This is a genomic window from Streptomyces sp. NPDC085481 (assembly GCF_044541845.1).
In the GTDB taxonomy this organism is placed as follows: domain Bacteria; phylum Actinomycetota; class Actinomycetes; order Streptomycetales; family Streptomycetaceae; genus Streptomyces.
In genome coordinates, this window is the sequence record NZ_JBITTJ010000002.1 from 562057 (window position 1) to 576711 (window position 14655).

Genomic DNA, 14655 nt, shown 5'->3' on the forward strand with positions numbered 1-14655 from the left:
TCCGCCGGCACCGGCACCGGCACCGGCACCGAGACCGGTGACCACGCCGACGACGACACCGACGAGCACACCGACGAGGACAGCGCCGACGGCACGGCCGTCGGGCGGCTCGTACGGGGCTCCGGCGCGGATACCGTCCGCGCCCGGGCTGCCCGGGTGGGCGTACGGCACGGGGTTCGCGGCCGACGGCAGCGGGTTCACGCTGCTCGTGGACTGTGTGACGGACGGGGCCCGGCCGGCCGACGGCTTCTGCCGCCAGCTGGTCGCGGTCCTCGACCGGGGCGCCCGCTCGTGGGCGGTGCGGTCCACCCCGCTGCCCGAGATACCGGCCACCAAGGGCGTCTCCGCGAACCTCCTGGTCCTCGGGTCGGGGCGGGCGGTCGTCGAGGACGGCGGCGGCGAGGAGCCGGAGCGGACCTGGTTCACCCGGGACGGCGGACGGAGTTGGCGCGCGATCGACCGGCGCACGATCGGCACGGCCCCGCTGATACCCGACGGCGCGGTCCTCACCACCGCGTGCGTGAAGCCGCTGCGGGCCGCGCCGGACGAGTGCGAGAGCGAGCGGCTGGTCGTCGTCTCGCCGCAGGACGGCCGGCGCCGGACCCTCGCCCGGGTGCCGCGGCTCGGGGCGAGCCCGCGCCCGGCGCAGGTGGCCGAGCCGGACGGCTCCTGGTGGGTGGCGGGCAGGGACCCGGTCACGGGTGGGGCCGCGGTCGCGGTCTCGCGGGACGCGGGCCGCAGCTGGTCCGCGAGCCGGCTGCCGAGCACGGCGACGACCCCCGGGTGGGGCGTCTCGGTCGCGGTGGGCCCGGACGCGGTCTACGCGGCGGAGCTGGGCGAGCTGGCCGGTGGCGAGCCCGTGAAGAACCCGATGCGGGCCCTGCACCGCTCGCTCGACGGCGGTCGCACCTGGACCCGGATGTGGACCACCGACGCGGTCCGGGAGCCGCGCACCATCACGGGCCTGCCGGTGCCCGGTCCGGGCGGCCGGGTGACGGTCCCGGGCCAGCTCTCGCCGTACGAGAGCGCGGACGGCGGCCGCACCTTCCACGGCACCGGAGAGGGCACGTCCTGGGTGTGGCGCACCGGGGTCGGGCTGCTGAGGGAGGCGAGCCGCTGCCAGTACGCGACGACGCGGGACGGGGTGCGCTGGGCCGAGTTCCGGCTGGCCTGTGAGGACCCGGTCGGCGAGAGCGGTTGACCGGGGCGCGGCGCGGCCTCAGTGGTGGAAGGCGGTGGCGGCTCGCTTGTCATGGGTGAACGGGCGTGACTGGCTGCGGAGTTCGGGGAGCAGTCGCTCCAGGTCCTCCATGAGGAGGTTCGCCAGGTCGGCGGAGAAGCCGTTGCGGCAGACGATCCGCAGCACCGACAGGTCCTCGCGGTTCGCGGGGAAGGTGTAGGCCGGGACGAGCCAGCCGTGTTCGCGCAGCCGGCGGGAGACGTCGAAGACGTCGAAGGCGGTGATCTCGGGAGAGGTGGTGACGGCGAAGACGGGGAGCTGGTCGCCGTGGGTGAGGAGGCGGAAGTCACCCAGGGCGTCGATCCGTTCGGCCAGGCCCCGGGCGACGTCCCGGGTGGTCTGCTGGACCGCCCGGTAGCCCTCCCGGCCCAGCCTGAGGAACGTGTAGTACTGGGCGACGACCTGGGCGCCGGGTCGGGAGAAGTTGAGGGCGAAGGTGGGCATGTCGCCGCCCAGGTAGTTGACCCGGAAGACCAGCTCTTCGGGCAGTTCGGCGGGCGAGCGCCACAGCGCCCAGCCGACCCCCGGGTAGACGAGTCCGTACTTGTGGCCGGAGGTGTTGATCGAGGAGACCCGGGGGAGCCGGAAGTCCCACACCACGTCCTCGTCGAGGAAGGGGGCGACCATGCCGCCGGAGGCGCCGTCGACGTGGACGGGGATGTCGAGTCCGGTGCGTTCCTGCAGGGCGTCGAGCGCGGCGCAGATGTCGGCGACGGGCTCGTAGGAGCCGTCGAAGGTGGAGCCGAGGACGGCGACGACGCCGATGGTGTTCTCGTCGCAGAGCGCCGCGGCCGATTCGGCGTCGAGGTGGAAGCGCTCGCCCTCCATGGGCACGAGGCGGGCCTCGACCTCCCAGAAGTTGCAGAACTTCTCCCAGCAGACCTGGACGTTGACGCCCATCACCAGGTTGGGGCGGGCGCTGCCCGGGTAGCGGTCGGCGTTGCGCTTGGCCCAGCGGCGCTTGAGGGCCATGCCGGCCAGCATGCAGGCCTCGCTGGAGCCGGTGGTGGAGCAGCCGACGACGCCGGAGGGGTCGGGGGCGTTCCACAGGTCGGCGAGCATGGCGACGCAGCGGCGCTCCAGTTCGGCGGTGCGCGGGTACTCGTCCTTGTCGATCATGTTCTTGTCGCGGCACTCGGCCATGAGCACCCCCGCCTGGGGCTCCATCCAGGTGGTGACGAAGGTGGCCAGGTTGAGACGGGAGTTGCCGTCGAGCATCAGCTCGTCGTGGACCAGCTGATAGGCGCTCATGGGTGGCAGCGGCCCGTCGGGGAGCCGGTGGAGGGGTGGTGCCTCGGTCATGCCGCCGACCGGGTTGGCCTCACCGTAGAAGGGGTTGAAGGCCAGGCGGCGGAAGTGTCGGGTGTCCTGGGCGTCAGGACCCTGGTGCAAGGCCACGGGGGCTCCTTCGTTCGGGGGTTCGGTTTCAGCGCAGGGAGTGTCCGTGCTCGTCGAGTTGGAGGATGGGGCGGCCGGTGACGACCAGCCAGGCGGGCAGGGAGGCGAGGCAGAGCACGGCCAGCATCGAGGGCGAGGAGGCGACCACGTCGGCGACGAAGAGGCTCACCCAGCCCTGCCGTGTGGTGGCGAGCAGGACGCCGAGGACACCGGAGGAGACGGCGACCGCCGGGTGGATCTCGGGGATGAGCGCCTGGGCGATCAGGCCGAACGCGGCGCCGACGAACACGGAGGGGAAGACCCGGCCGCCGCGGAAGCCGGCCGAGGCGGCGACGAGCAGGGCGAGCACCTTCACCACCGCCAGTTTGGTCAGCTCGCCCGAGTCGTAGACGCCGATCGAGGAGACCAGCTCCTTGGTCTGGTCCAGTCCCTTGAAGAGCGTCAGCTGCCCGCCGAACGCGCCCAGCAGACCGAGGACCAGGCCGCCGACCGGCAGCATCAGCATCGGGTGCTTCAGCCGCCGGAAGGCGCGGTGGACGTACGGGAAGGCGTAGCAGGCGAGAAGACCGAAGACCGCGGCGAGGGTGGCGACGACGAGCGCGGCCAGCACGTCCTCGAAGCCGGGGTCGCCCAGTGGCGGCAGTCCCATGGCGAAGCTCGGGTGGGCGATCAGCTGGGTGGTCGTGGCCCCGGCCCCGGCGGCGAGCAGCGGGGCGAACAGACGGTCCCACAGCGAGCCGGGGCCCGGCTTTCCGACCAGGGCCTCGGAGATGACGAGCGCGGCGGCCACGGGGGTGCCGAACAGGGCGCCGAGGGTGCCGGAGATGGCCAGCGAGACCCAGAAGGCGCCCGGCACGGCCGGCGCGACCCGGCGGCCCAGCCAGTAGGAGAGGGCGATGGCCGAGGCGATCGTCGGGTTCTCCGGGCCGAGGCTGACGCCGCCGGCCAGCGCGAGGGCGCTGGCGAGCAGCAGGCCCGGGACCACACCCGGGGGGGACGGCGGCCCCCCGAGCCCCTCGGCGGCCGGATCGGGGCCGGCATGCCCGTACACCTTCCATACGACGAGTCCGACCGCGAGGCCGCTCGCGGTGAGCATGACGATCACCCACAGCGAGGAGTAGCTGCCGATGCCGAGCGCGTCCGGAAGGGTGTCCCACAGCACCTCCTTGAGTTCGTCGGCGAGCTCGCTGATCCCCAGGAACAGGAGCGCCGAGGCCACCCCGACCACGAGAGCGGGCAGGATCTGGGGCAGCAGGACCCGAAGAGGGGCCTCAAGGGCGGGAGGTTCGGTGGCCACCGAACCACCATAAGTGAGCAAATCGCCCAAACTGTCGCGACCCGGCTTGCGCCTCACGTCGCGTCAGGAACCGGCTGCTCGTGGCCAGGGCTGATCCGAAAGGCACCCCCTGGCTAGGCGCGCGGCGCGATCACCACCGCTGTGCCGTACGCGCAGACCTCCGTGCCGACGTCCGCGGCGTCCGTGACGTCGAAGCGGAACATGAGCACCGCGTTCCCGCCGCGCGCCTTCGTCTGTTCCACCAGGCGCTCCATCGCCTGGTTGCGGGTCTGCACCAGGGTCTTGGTCAGGCCCTTCAGCTCCCCGCCGATCATCGACTTCAGCCCGGCGCCGATCTGGCTGCCCAGATGCCGGGAGCGGACGGTCAGGCCGAAGACCTCGCCGATCACCTGCCGTACCTGGTAGCCCGGCACGTCGTTCGTCGTGACCACCAGCACATCCGACTGGGCACCCTGGCCGCCGCCGTACTCGTCGATGCTCATCCGCATCCACCTCCTGGGCCTCAGCCTGGTGCGCGCCGGGCCCGCGCGCATCCCGGAGGGAGCCGGGTGGAACCCGGCGGGTTCACCTCGCGTTGATAGTTTGGGGCAGCAGTCCCGTACGACATCCCCGTCTCGCCCCCACCGACCGCAGGAGCCCGGAACCCGTGAACACGCTTGCCCTCGGACCGAGCTGGCTGGACCCGGACTATCTGATCCAGACCTTCGGCCTGATCGGTGTCCTCGTCATCGTCTTCGCCGAGTCCGGACTCCTCATCGGCTTCTTCCTGCCGGGTGACTCGCTGCTCTTCACCACCGGCCTGCTCGTCACCACCGGAAAGCTGGACCAGCCCCTGTGGCTGGTGTGCACCCTGGTGGTCGCCGCGGCCATCCTCGGCGACCAGGTGGGCTACCTCTTCGGCCGCAAGGTCGGACCGGCCCTCTTCAAGCGCCCCGACTCCAAGCTCTTCAAGCAGGAGAACGTCGAGAAGGCGCACGAGTTCTTCGAGAAGCACGGCCCGAAGTCGCTCATCCTGGCCCGCTTCGTGCCGATCGTGCGGACGTTCACGCCGATCATCGCCGGTGTCAGCCGGATGAACTACCGCTCGTTCATCACCTTCAACATCATCGGCGGCCTGCTGTGGGGCGCCGGCGTGACGCTGCTCGGCGCCTCCCTCGGCAAGATCGACTTCGTGCACAAGCACATCGAGATGATCCTCGTCGCGATCGTGCTGATCTCGGTGGTCCCGATCGTGATCGAGTACCTGCGGGCCCGCTCCCAGTCGAAGAAGAACGCCGCGAACGACGGCGGCGACGGCGACAACGACCACGACGCCCCCGGCACCCCGAACCCGCCCGCCGAGCGCGGCCGCCACGCCAAGCGCTAGAGGCGGCCGCCGCGCCAGGCCCTGGGGGAAGGCCGCCTAGAAGCCCCTCGTACGCTTCGCCGCGCGGCGGGCCGCCGCCGCCCCAGGCGCCTGCATGAACAGCCGGGCCAGCTCGCCCCCCAGGTTCACGCCGATCGCGATCGCCAGGGCCAGGGCCGCCGCCTTCGCAAGCGAGGCGAAGCCCTGGTCCAGGTTGTTCTGGGCGATCGCGAGCACCCCGAAGTACGTCGCGGAACCCGGCAGCAGCGGACCGATCGCCGCCGTCACGTACGGCAGGGAGGACGTGTGGTGGTAGCGGGCGGCCAGCTGCCCGAAGAGCCCCACCAGACCGGCCGCCACCGCCGTCGCCATCACCGCCGAGCCGTCCGCCGTCACCGCGATCGAGGCGTAGATCACCCAGGCGACCCCGCCGTTCAGCGTCGCGAACAGCACCGTCGCCCGCGACTGCTGCAAGAGCACCGCGAAGGTCGCGCACAGCACCATCGACGCCGCGATCTGCACCACCGGCCGCTCGACCGGACTCAGCGTCCCCTCCGGATTGAGCGGGGCGCCGAACTGCACCGCCAGGTACAGCACCGACACCACGCCCACCACGATGGCCACGAAGAAGTACCCGACCTCCAGGAGCCGGGCGGAGGCCGTGATGTAGAAGCCGGTGAGCCCGTCCTGCACGGCCGCCACCAGGGCCCGCCCCGGGATCAGCGCGAACAGGCCACCGGTGATCACCGCCGAGGGCCGCAGGTCCGCGTGCAGCATCGTCAGCGCCACACCCACCGCCGCCGGCGGCATCGCCGCCACCAGGAACTGGTAGAACTCCGGCAGCCCGCGCCCCGCGCACAGCCAGGCGAGCCGGTCGCCCAGCATCGCGCCGAGCGCCGCCACGAAGAACACCGTCGGCCCGCCGCCGAGCAGCACCGACGCCGCGCCCGCGAGGACACCGGCCGCCCCGGTGAGCACCCACCCGGGGTACGGGTGCCGGTTACGCCGTATCTCCGCCAGGCGCCGGTACGCCTCCTCAGGCGACACCTCGTGCGCCTTCAGATTGATGTCGGCGAGCAGCTGGTAGACCGCCGCCAGACGGGTGTAGTCGGTGCCCCGGCGCCGTACCGTGCGGTTCGCCGTCACCGGGTCGTCCACCAGCGACGGCTGGTACGTGACCGACAGCAGCGTGAAGGTGACCGTCGGCTCGCAGCGGTCCAGACCGTACGAACGGCAGATCGCGAACATCGCCGCCTCGACGTCCTCCGCGCCCTCGCCGCCCGCGAGCAGCAGCTCGCCGATACGCAGCGTCAGGTCGAGCACGCGCGGCACCGGCGGGCCGCTCTCGTCCTCCTTGCGCGGCAACTCCGGCACCGGCCGCTCACCCACCGGCAGCCGCAGCATCGTCCGCATCCGGTCCTGCCAGGGCGCGTCCTGCGACAGCTTGACCAGCGGCACGCCGTACGCGGGCGTGAAGGCAGGCGGGGAGTCCTTGGCCGAGTACGTCGAGGGCGTGGCGAAGGCGGAACCTTCCTGCTCCGCCGGCGGCTCGGGCGCGAGCCCCTCCGGCAGGGCGAACTCGGAGGTCGGATGCTCCTCCTCCGGGGGCGCCGGCTGCTCCACCCCGGCCGGCGGGGTGAACGCGCTGTGTGCCTCGTCCGACTGCGGCTTCCGGTCCTCCGGGGCCTCCTCGGGCCCGTCCGGCCTCGCCACCACTCTGTCCGCCCTCACTCCGGCCTGCTACCCGCACCGCCGGGCCCCATACGGGCCCGTTCCCCGCCAGTATGAACGCGCGAAGGGCGGTGCACCTCAGCAGGTGCACCGCCCTTCACAGGCGCGGAAGCCTCACGGGGCCGGAAGCCTCACCGGCGCGGAAGCCTCACAGGCCCGAAGCCTCACAGGCCCCGAAGCCTCATGGGCCCAGCCGAGCAGGGGCTCAGTGGCCGCCCGACTCCTTGAAGCGCTTGTACGACTTCTCGATCTCGACCTCGGCCTCGGCGCGACCGACCCAGTCGGCGCCCTCGACGGACTTGCCGGGCTCCAGGTCCTTGTAGACCTCGAAGAAGTGCTGGATCTCCAGGCGGTCGAACTCGGCCACGTGGTGGATGTCGCGCAGGTGCTCCATCCGCGGGTCGGTCGCCGGGACGCACAGCAGCTTGTCGTCGCCGCCGGCCTCGTCCGTCATGCGGAACATGCCGATGGCGCGGCACTTGATCAGGCAGCCCGGGAAGGTCGGCTCGTCGAGGATGACGAGCGCGTCCAGCGGGTCACCGTCCTCGCCGAGGGTGTTCTCGACGAAGCCGTAGTCGGTCGGGTAGGCGGTCGAGGTGAAGAGACGGCGGTCCAGGCGGATCCGACCGGTCTCGTGGTCGACCTCGTACTTGTTCCGCGATCCCTTGGGGATCTCGATGGTGACGTCGAACTCCACGGGTGGATCTCCTCCTGAATCAACACATGTCAATGCTCGCGACGACGCGCGGTGGTTAAGTGTCCCTCACGCAGGGTCTTGATCGCGAAAGGGGCTGGTCATCACATGCCGGAGCCGAGAACCTGGCAGCTCGCGGCGGGCTCCGCCGTGCTCGGTCTGGCCCTGGCCGCCGGAGCGGTGGCCGCGGCCGGCCCGTGGGACAACGGTCAGCGTAAGGCCGAGCGGGCCCGCGCGGTCGCAGCCGGAACGACAGGTGGCGCACATCACGCCGGCGCCCCCGCCGCCGCACCGCGCCGCCCGGCCCCCGCACCCAGCGCCGCCGGCGTCCTGCGCGCCCTCGGCACCCCGGCCGGACCCGGCACCACGGCCACCCGGAAGGGCGACGACCTCGCCGCCGTCCTCGTGCCCCTGCTCGCCGACCCCGGCCTCGGCCCCCTGCGCACCGCCTCCGTCGTCGACACCGCCACCGGCAGGCAGCTGTACGGGGAGGGCGCGGGCACCCCGATGACCCCCGCCTCCACCGTCAAGATCGCCACCGCGGCCGCCGCGCTCTCCGCCCTCGGCCCCGACCACCGCATCGCCACCAGCACCGTCGCCGCCCCCGACGGCCGCACCGTCACCCTCGTCGGCGGCGGCGACCCCACCCTCGACAAGGCCCGCCTCAAGGCCCTCGCCGACGCCACCGCCCGCGCCCTCAGGACCCGGGCCAACCCCGTACACGTACGCCTCACGTACGACACCAGCCTCTACAAGGGTCCCGAGCTCCACCCCATCGGCCGCAACGAGAACATCGCGCCCCTCAGCGCCCTCATGACCGACGAGGGCCGCCTCGACGACAGCCGCAGCGGGCCCGCCCCGCGCACCGCCGACCCGGCCGGCGAGACCGCCACCGCCTTCGCCGAGCTCCTGCGCAAGGCCGGCGTCACCGTCGACGGCGACCCCGCGCCAGGCAGGGCCCCGAAGGCCCCGCAGGCGAAGACCGCCGGAGCCACGCAGGCCGCGCCCCTGGCCCGTACGTACTCCGCGCCGCTCGCCGACCTCGTCGAGCGCACCCTCACCAACAGCGACAACGACCTCGCCGAGGCCCTCGCCCGGCAGACCGCGCTCGCCCGCAGGCAGCCCGCGAGCTTCGCCGGCGCCGCCAAGGCCGTCCACGACGAGCTCGCCCGCCTCGGCCTCCCGCTCGCCGGCGCCCACTTCGCCGACGGCAGCGGACTCGACCGGCGCGACCGCGTCTCCGCGGCCCTGCTCACCGGCATCCTCACCCGCGCGGCCGACCCCGCCCGACCCACCCTGCGGCCCGTCCTGACCGGACTGCCCGTCGGCGGCTTCAGCGGCACCCTCGCCGGCCGCTTCGGCACCGGCCCCGCCGCCTCCGGCGCGGGCCTGGTCCGAGCCAAGACCGGCACCCTCACCGGCGTCAACACCCTCGCCGGCACCGTCGTCACCGCCGACGGCCGGCTGCTCGCCTTCGCCTTCCTCGCCGGCCGCACCACCTCCCCGGACACCGCCCAGCCCGCCCTCGACCGCCTCTCGGCCGCCCTCGCCCCGCCCCGCTGACCGGCCGGCCGACCGGCCCGCCCACCACCCCGCGGGCCGCTCGCCGACCGGCCCTCACACGGCGCCGGGCCGCCGCCCCCGCCACTGGCCTGACCCGGGCGAATAGTCGTCCGAAGCCTCACCGAACAGGCGCCGAGAACGTACCGTTGACGCATGACGAGCATCGGTGGTGCAGGCACATCGGGGATGGTCGACTGGAATCTCGCCGTCGCGACGGCGACCCGCCTCGTGCGCCCGGGACCCGAGGTGAGCCGGGACGAGGCCCGCGAGGTCGTCGCCGAACTCCGCAGACACGCCAAGGCCGCGGAAGAGCACGTCCGGGCCTACACCCGGATGATCCCCGAAGGCCACGACCCCGCCGACATCACCGACACGCCCGTCCTCGTCGTCGACCGGGCCGGCTGGATCAAGGCCAACGTCGCCGGCTTCCGCGAACTGCTCTCCCCGCTCCTCGACAAGATGCAGGAACGCCGCTCCGGCTCCGCCGGCGGCGCCGTCCTCAGCGCCGTCGGCGGCAAGGTCACCGGCGTCGAACTCGGCATGCTCCTGTCGTTCCTGGCCTCCCGCATCCTCGGCCAGTACGAGACCTTCGCCCCCGCCACCCGCGAACTGCCCGCCGGATCCGACGGCGCCGGCCGGCTCCTGCTCGTCGCCCCCAACATCGTCCACGTCGAACGCGAGCTCGACGTTTCCCCCCACGACTTCCGGCTCTGGGTCTGCCTCCACGAGGAGACCCACCGCACCCAGTTCACCGCCGTCCCCTGGCTGCGCGACCACCTCCAGGGCGAGATCCAGTCATTCCTCGCCGCCACCGACGTCGACCCCTCGACCGTCGTCGAACGCCTCCGCGAAGCCGCCCAGGCCTTCGCCGGCGGCCGCCCCGAAGGCGAACGGGACGAACCCGCCCCCTCCCTCGTCGAACTCGTCCAGACCCCCGAACAGCGCGAGATCCTCAGCCGCCTCACCGCCGTCATGTCCCTGCTCGAAGGCCACGCCGACTACGTCATGGACGGCGTGGGACCCGACGTCGTGCCCTCCGTCGCCGAGATCCGCGAGAAGTTCCAGCAGCGCCGCGCCCGCGGCGCCTCCCGCCTCGACCTCGCCCTGCGCAAACTCCTCGGCCTCGACGCCAAACTGCGCCAGTACCGCGACGGCGAACGCTTCGTGCGCGGCGTCGTCGACCAGGTCGGCATGGACGGCTTCAACCGCGTGTGGACCTCGCCCAACACGCTCCCCACCAAGGCCGAGATCGCCGCCCCCGCCGACTGGGTGGCGAGGGTGCACCGTAAGGCAGACTCATGAGACAGGTGCGTCGCATGACGGAAGAGCACCCCACCAATCACCCATCCGAGGGACCGTAGGCGACGGGTAAGGCGTGCAATGCTCGGGTAACGGCCAGGTTCTGTCACCATCGACGCACTCTGAGTGACCGAACCCCCACTTCCGACCGTTAAGACTCCGACCGAGGCACCCCACCCCATCACGAAGGGCACCGGACATGGGTCCCCATCCTGCGGTCGCGGCGATACGCCTGGCGGTCCGCCGCGTACTCCACGACGTCCTCACCGAGCACCAGACCACCCCGAGCGCCACACCCGGCCGGCACCCCCTCGTGCTCGTCGCCTGCTCCGGCGGCGCCGACTCCATGGCACTCGCCTCCGCGCTCGCCTTCGAAGCCCGCAAACTCGACCTCCGCGCCGGCGGCATCACCGTCGACCACGGCCTCCAAGAAGGCTCCGAGCAGCGCGCCCGCGAAGTCGCCGACCGCATGACCGCCCTCGGCCTCGACCCCGTCGAGACCGTCACGGTCACCGTCGGCCGTGACGGAGGCCCCGAAGCCGCCGCCCGCGACGCCCGCTACGCCGCCCTCGACGCCGTCGCCGAACGCCACGGGGCCACCGCGATCCTGCTCGGCCACACCCGCGACGACCAAGCCGAAACCGTCCTGCTCGGCCTCGCCCGCGGCTCCGGCATCCGCTCGCTGTCCGGCATGGCCGCCGTCTCCGGCACCGCAGGCCGCTACCGCCGCCCCTTCCTGGAGCTCGACCGGCAGACCGTACGCAAGGCTTGCATCGCCCAGGAACTCGCCGTCTGGGACGACCCGCACAACAGCGACCCCGCCTACACCCGCTCCCGCCTGCGCCACGAAGGGCTCCCCGCCCTGGAGAAGGCGCTCGGCAAGGGAGTCGTCGAAGCCCTCGCCCGGACGGCCCAGCTGTCCCGCGACGACGCCGACGCCCTCGACTCCTGGGCCGCCGACGCCGAGGCCCACGTACGCGACGAGACCGGCCGGCTCGAGTGCGCCAAACTCCACGGACTGCCCCCCGCCGTCCGCCGCCGCGTGCTGCGCCGCGCCATGATCGCCGAAGGCGCCCCCGCCGGCTCCCTCTTCGCCCGCCACATCGAAGAGGTCGACCGGCTGATCACCGGCTGGCGCGGCCAAGGAGCCATCAACCTGCCCGGCCGCGTCGAGGCACGCCGCCAGGGTGGCAGACTGGTCATTCGGCAAGGCTGACGCAAGCTGCAACGAAAGTGACCCGGGTGAACGAGAAGGACATGGGCACCGACCTCAAGTCGGTGCTCATCACCAAGGAAGAGATCGACGCGAAGCTGGCCGAGCTGGCCGCGAAGATCGACGCAGAGTACGCGGGCAAGGACCTGCTCATCGTCGGTGTCCTCAAGGGCGCCGTGATGGTGATGGCGGACCTGGCGCGCGCGCTGTCCACCCCCGTCACCATGGACTGGATGGCCGTCTCCTCCTACGGCGCCGGCACCCAGTCCTCCGGCGTGGTCCGCATCCTCAAGGACCTCGACACCGACATCAAGGGCAAGCACGTCCTGATCGTCGAGGACATCATCGACTCCGGCCTCACCCTGTCGTGGCTGCTGTCCAACCTCGGCTCCCGCGAGCCGGCCTCCCTGGAGGTCTGCACCCTCCTGCGCAAGCCGGAGGCCGCCAAGGTCGCCATCGACGTGAAGTGGATCGGCTTCGACATCCCCAACGAGTTCGTCGTCGGATACGGCCTCGACTACGCCGAGAAGTACCGCAATCTCCCGTTCGTCGGCACCCTCGCCCCGCACGTCTACGGCGGCTGAGGGCCGCGGCCCCAGGGGAACCCGCACCGTCTTCCCACCGTTGAAGCAAGGGAAGACGGCCGCGGGTGACAATGCTGGGGTACCGTCCGAAGAACAGCTTTTCTCATAGCGTCATTACGCAGCTCAACCAAACGCAGCTTTAAACAGCAGCATTCACCTACGGGCAGGAGGGACGGGGCGCACCGCGCCCCGTATGGATGGACGTGAAGCGATACTTCCGTGGGCCGGTCATGTGGATCGTGCTGGCCGTCCTCGCCGTGGTCGTGCTGATGCAGGTCGTCGGCTCGTCCGAGGGCTACAAGACGGTGGACACCGGCAAGGTCGTCCAGGCGATCGACAAGAACCAGGTCAAATCAGCAGAGCTCACCACCGGTGACGATCAGGTCGTCAAGATCGAGCTCATCGACGGCCAGAAGATCGACAAGAGCAGCAAGGTCCAGGCCAGCTACATCGGCACCCAGGGCGCCGACCTCGCCGACAAGCTGCAGGAGAAGTTCGAAGCCGGGCAGATCGAAGACGGCTACACCGTCTCCCCGACGAAGCAGTCGCCGTTCGTCTCGGTCCTGCTCTCGCTGCTGCCCTTCGTCCTCATCGTCGTCGTCTTCCTGTTCCTGATGAACCAGATGCAGGGCGGCGGCTCCCGGGTCATGAACTTCGGGAAGTCCAAGGCCAAGCTCATCACCAAGGACACCCCCAAGACGACCTTCGCCGACGTCGCGGGCTCGGACGAGGCGGTCGAGGAACTCCACGAGATCAAGGAGTTCCTGCAGGAACCGGCCAAGTTCCAGGCCGTCGGCGCCAAGATCCCCAAGGGTGTGCTGCTCTACGGCCCGCCCGGCACCGGCAAGACCCTCCTCGCGCGCGCCGTCGCCGGCGAGGCGGGCGTCCCGTTCTACTCGATCTCCGGCTCCGACTTCGTCGAGATGTTCGTCGGCGTCGGCGCCTCCCGCGTCCGCGACCTCTTCGAGCAGGCCAAGGCCAACGCCCCGGCCATCGTCTTCGTCGACGAGATCGACGCGGTCGGCCGCCACCGCGGCGCTGGCCTCGGTGGCGGACACGACGAGCGCGAGCAGACCCTCAACCAGCTGCTCGTCGAGATGGACGGCTTCGACGTGAAGGGTGGCGTCATCCTGATCGCCGCCACCAACCGGCCCGACATCCTCGACCCCGCCCTCCTGCGCCCCGGCCGCTTCGACCGCCAGATCGCCGTCGACCGACCCGACATGCAGGGCCGCCTGGAGATCCTCAAGGTCCACCAGAAGGGCAAGCCGGTCGCCCCGGACGTCGACCTCGGCGCCGTCGCCCGCCGGACCCCCGGCTTCACCGGCGCGGACCTGTCCAACGTCCTCAACGAGGCGGCGCTGCTCACCGCCCGCAGCGACAAGAAGCTGATCGACAACCCGGCGCTGGACGAGGCGATCGACCGCGTGGTCGCGGGCCCGCAGAAGCGGACCCGCATCATGTCGGACAAGGAGAAGAAGATCACCGCGTACCACGAGGGCGGCCACGCCCTCGTCGCGGCGGCCTCGCCGAACTCCGACCCCGTCCACAAGATCACCATCCTGTCCCGCGGCCGCGCCCTGGGCTACACGATGGTCCTGCCGGACGAGGACAAGTACTCCACCACGCGCAACGAGATGCTCGACCAGCTGGCCTACATGCTGGGCGGCCGCGCGGCGGAGGAGCTGGTCTTCCACGACCCGACCACGGGTGCAGCCAACGACATCGAGAAGGCCACCGCCACGGCCCGCGCGATGGTCACCCAGTACGGCATGACCGAGCGGCTCGGCGCCATCAAGTTCGGCGGCGACAACACAGAGCCCTTCCTCGGCCGCGAGATGGCGCACCAGCGCGACTACTCGGAAGAGGTCGCCGCGCTGGTCGACGAAGAGGTCAAGAAGCTCATCGAGACCGCGCACAACGAGGCGTGGGAGATCCTGGTCGAGAACCGCGACGTCCTCGACAACCTGGTCCTGCAGCTCCTGGAGAAGGAGACGCTGGGCAAGGAGGAGATCGCCGAGATCTTCGCCCCCATCGTCAAGCGCCCGGCCCGCCCGGCCTGGACGGGCTCCGCCCGCCGCACCCCCTCCACCCGCCCGCCGGTCCTCTCCCCGAAGGAGCTGGCCCTGACCAACAGCGCCAACGGCTCCTCGTCGGCGACGACCCCGGTCGACACCACCAAGGCGATCGACATCGCCCCGGAGGAAACCCCGGACGCCTGACCCGGGAACCCCTATCCGGAATGGATGCCGCGCCCTCACAGGTTCTAGCCTGTGGGGGCGCGGCTCTTT

General features: G+C 71.7%; 12 protein-coding genes. 7 read left to right on the plus strand and 5 right to left on the minus strand.

Features of this window, described 5'->3' with window-relative positions; all coding sequences use genetic code 11:
• Nucleotides 1-37 precede the first annotated feature (37 nt).
• Complete coding sequence (locus ACIGEZ_RS08425; protein ID WP_399827396.1) at nt 38-1201, plus strand: exo-alpha-sialidase; 1164 nt, start codon at nt 38-40, stop codon at nt 1199-1201.
• An 18-nt stretch (nt 1202-1219) separates the two neighbouring features.
• On the opposite strand, the gene ACIGEZ_RS08430 is transcribed toward ACIGEZ_RS08425, so the two are convergent.
• The 3 genes from ACIGEZ_RS08430 to ACIGEZ_RS08440 form a co-directional block, all read right to left on the minus strand.
• Nucleotides 1220-2638: a glutamate decarboxylase gene (locus ACIGEZ_RS08430; protein WP_399827399.1), complete on the minus strand. Its 1419-nt coding sequence runs from the start codon at nt 2636-2638 to the stop codon at nt 1220-1222.
• A 28-nt stretch (nt 2639-2666) separates the two neighbouring features.
• Nucleotides 2667-3935, minus strand: coding sequence for an ion channel protein (locus ACIGEZ_RS08435; protein WP_399827402.1), 1269 nt, complete (start codon nt 3933-3935; stop codon nt 2667-2669).
• Nucleotides 3936-4048: 113 nt separating this feature from the next.
• Nucleotides 4049-4417, minus strand: coding sequence for a YbjQ family protein (locus ACIGEZ_RS08440; protein ID WP_399827404.1), 369 nt, complete (start codon nt 4415-4417; stop codon nt 4049-4051).
• A 164-nt stretch (nt 4418-4581) separates the two neighbouring features.
• On the opposite strand from ACIGEZ_RS08440, the gene ACIGEZ_RS08445 reads away from it, so the two are divergent.
• A complete protein-coding gene (locus tag ACIGEZ_RS08445; RefSeq protein ID WP_399827407.1) occupies nt 4582-5301 on the plus strand; it encodes a DedA family protein in 720 nt (239 codons plus the stop codon).
• Between the two features lie 36 nt (nt 5302-5337).
• Here the strand turns inward: ACIGEZ_RS08445 and ACIGEZ_RS08450 are convergent, their stop codons facing one another.
• Together ACIGEZ_RS08450 and ACIGEZ_RS08455 are read right to left on the minus strand one after the other, a co-directional pair.
• Nucleotides 5338-6996: a threonine/serine exporter family protein gene (locus tag ACIGEZ_RS08450; protein WP_399827608.1), complete on the minus strand. Its 1659-nt coding sequence runs from the start codon at nt 6994-6996 to the stop codon at nt 5338-5340.
• 220 nt (nt 6997-7216) lie between these two features.
• Nucleotides 7217-7708, minus strand: coding sequence for an inorganic diphosphatase (locus tag ACIGEZ_RS08455; protein ID WP_399827409.1), 492 nt, complete (start codon nt 7706-7708; stop codon nt 7217-7219).
• 105 nt (nt 7709-7813) lie between these two features.
• Here ACIGEZ_RS08455 and dacB point away from each other — a divergent pair, with 105 nt between their 5' ends.
• From dacB to ftsH, 5 genes are all read left to right on the plus strand, one after another.
• A complete protein-coding gene (dacB, locus tag ACIGEZ_RS08460) occupies nt 7814-9268 on the plus strand; it encodes a D-alanyl-D-alanine carboxypeptidase/D-alanyl-D-alanine-endopeptidase (RefSeq protein WP_399827412.1) in 1455 nt (484 codons plus the stop codon).
• A 153-nt stretch (nt 9269-9421) separates the two neighbouring features.
• Nucleotides 9422-10570: a zinc-dependent metalloprotease gene (locus tag ACIGEZ_RS08465; protein ID WP_399827415.1), complete on the plus strand. Its 1149-nt coding sequence runs from the start codon at nt 9422-9424 to the stop codon at nt 10568-10570.
• Between the two features lie 196 nt (nt 10571-10766).
• Nucleotides 10767-11783 (plus strand): tRNA lysidine(34) synthetase TilS, encoded by a 1017-nt coding sequence (gene tilS, locus ACIGEZ_RS08470; protein ID WP_399827418.1) that lies wholly within the window; start codon nt 10767-10769, stop codon nt 11781-11783.
• A gap of 41 nt (nt 11784-11824) precedes the next feature.
• Nucleotides 11825-12364 (plus strand): hypoxanthine phosphoribosyltransferase, encoded by a 540-nt coding sequence (gene hpt / locus ACIGEZ_RS08475; protein WP_064067358.1) that lies wholly within the window; start codon nt 11825-11827, stop codon nt 12362-12364.
• A gap of 197 nt (nt 12365-12561) precedes the next feature.
• A complete protein-coding gene (gene ftsH / locus ACIGEZ_RS08480) occupies nt 12562-14586 on the plus strand; it encodes an ATP-dependent zinc metalloprotease FtsH (protein ID WP_399827420.1) in 2025 nt (674 codons plus the stop codon).
• Nucleotides 14587-14655: the final 69 nt, after the last annotated feature.

Bases quoted from the DNA above. Each gene is read 5' to 3' on its own strand.
- ACIGEZ_RS08440 (WP_399827404.1), bottom strand. From the start codon at position 4,417: ATGAGCATCGACGAGTACGGCGGCGGCCAGGGTGCCCAGTCGGATGTG.
- dacB (WP_399827412.1), top strand. From the start codon at position 7,814: ATGCCGGAGCCGAGAACCTGGCAGCTCGCGGCGGGCTCCGCCGTGCTC.
- ACIGEZ_RS08465 (WP_399827415.1), top strand. From the start codon at position 9,422: ATGACGAGCATCGGTGGTGCAGGCACATCGGGGATGGTCGACTGGAAT.
- tilS (WP_399827418.1), top strand. From the start codon at position 10,767: ATGGGTCCCCATCCTGCGGTCGCGGCGATACGCCTGGCGGTCCGCCGC.
- hpt (WP_064067358.1), top strand. From the start codon at position 11,825: ATGGGCACCGACCTCAAGTCGGTGCTCATCACCAAGGAAGAGATCGAC.
- ftsH (WP_399827420.1), top strand. From the start codon at position 12,562: ATGGACGTGAAGCGATACTTCCGTGGGCCGGTCATGTGGATCGTGCTG.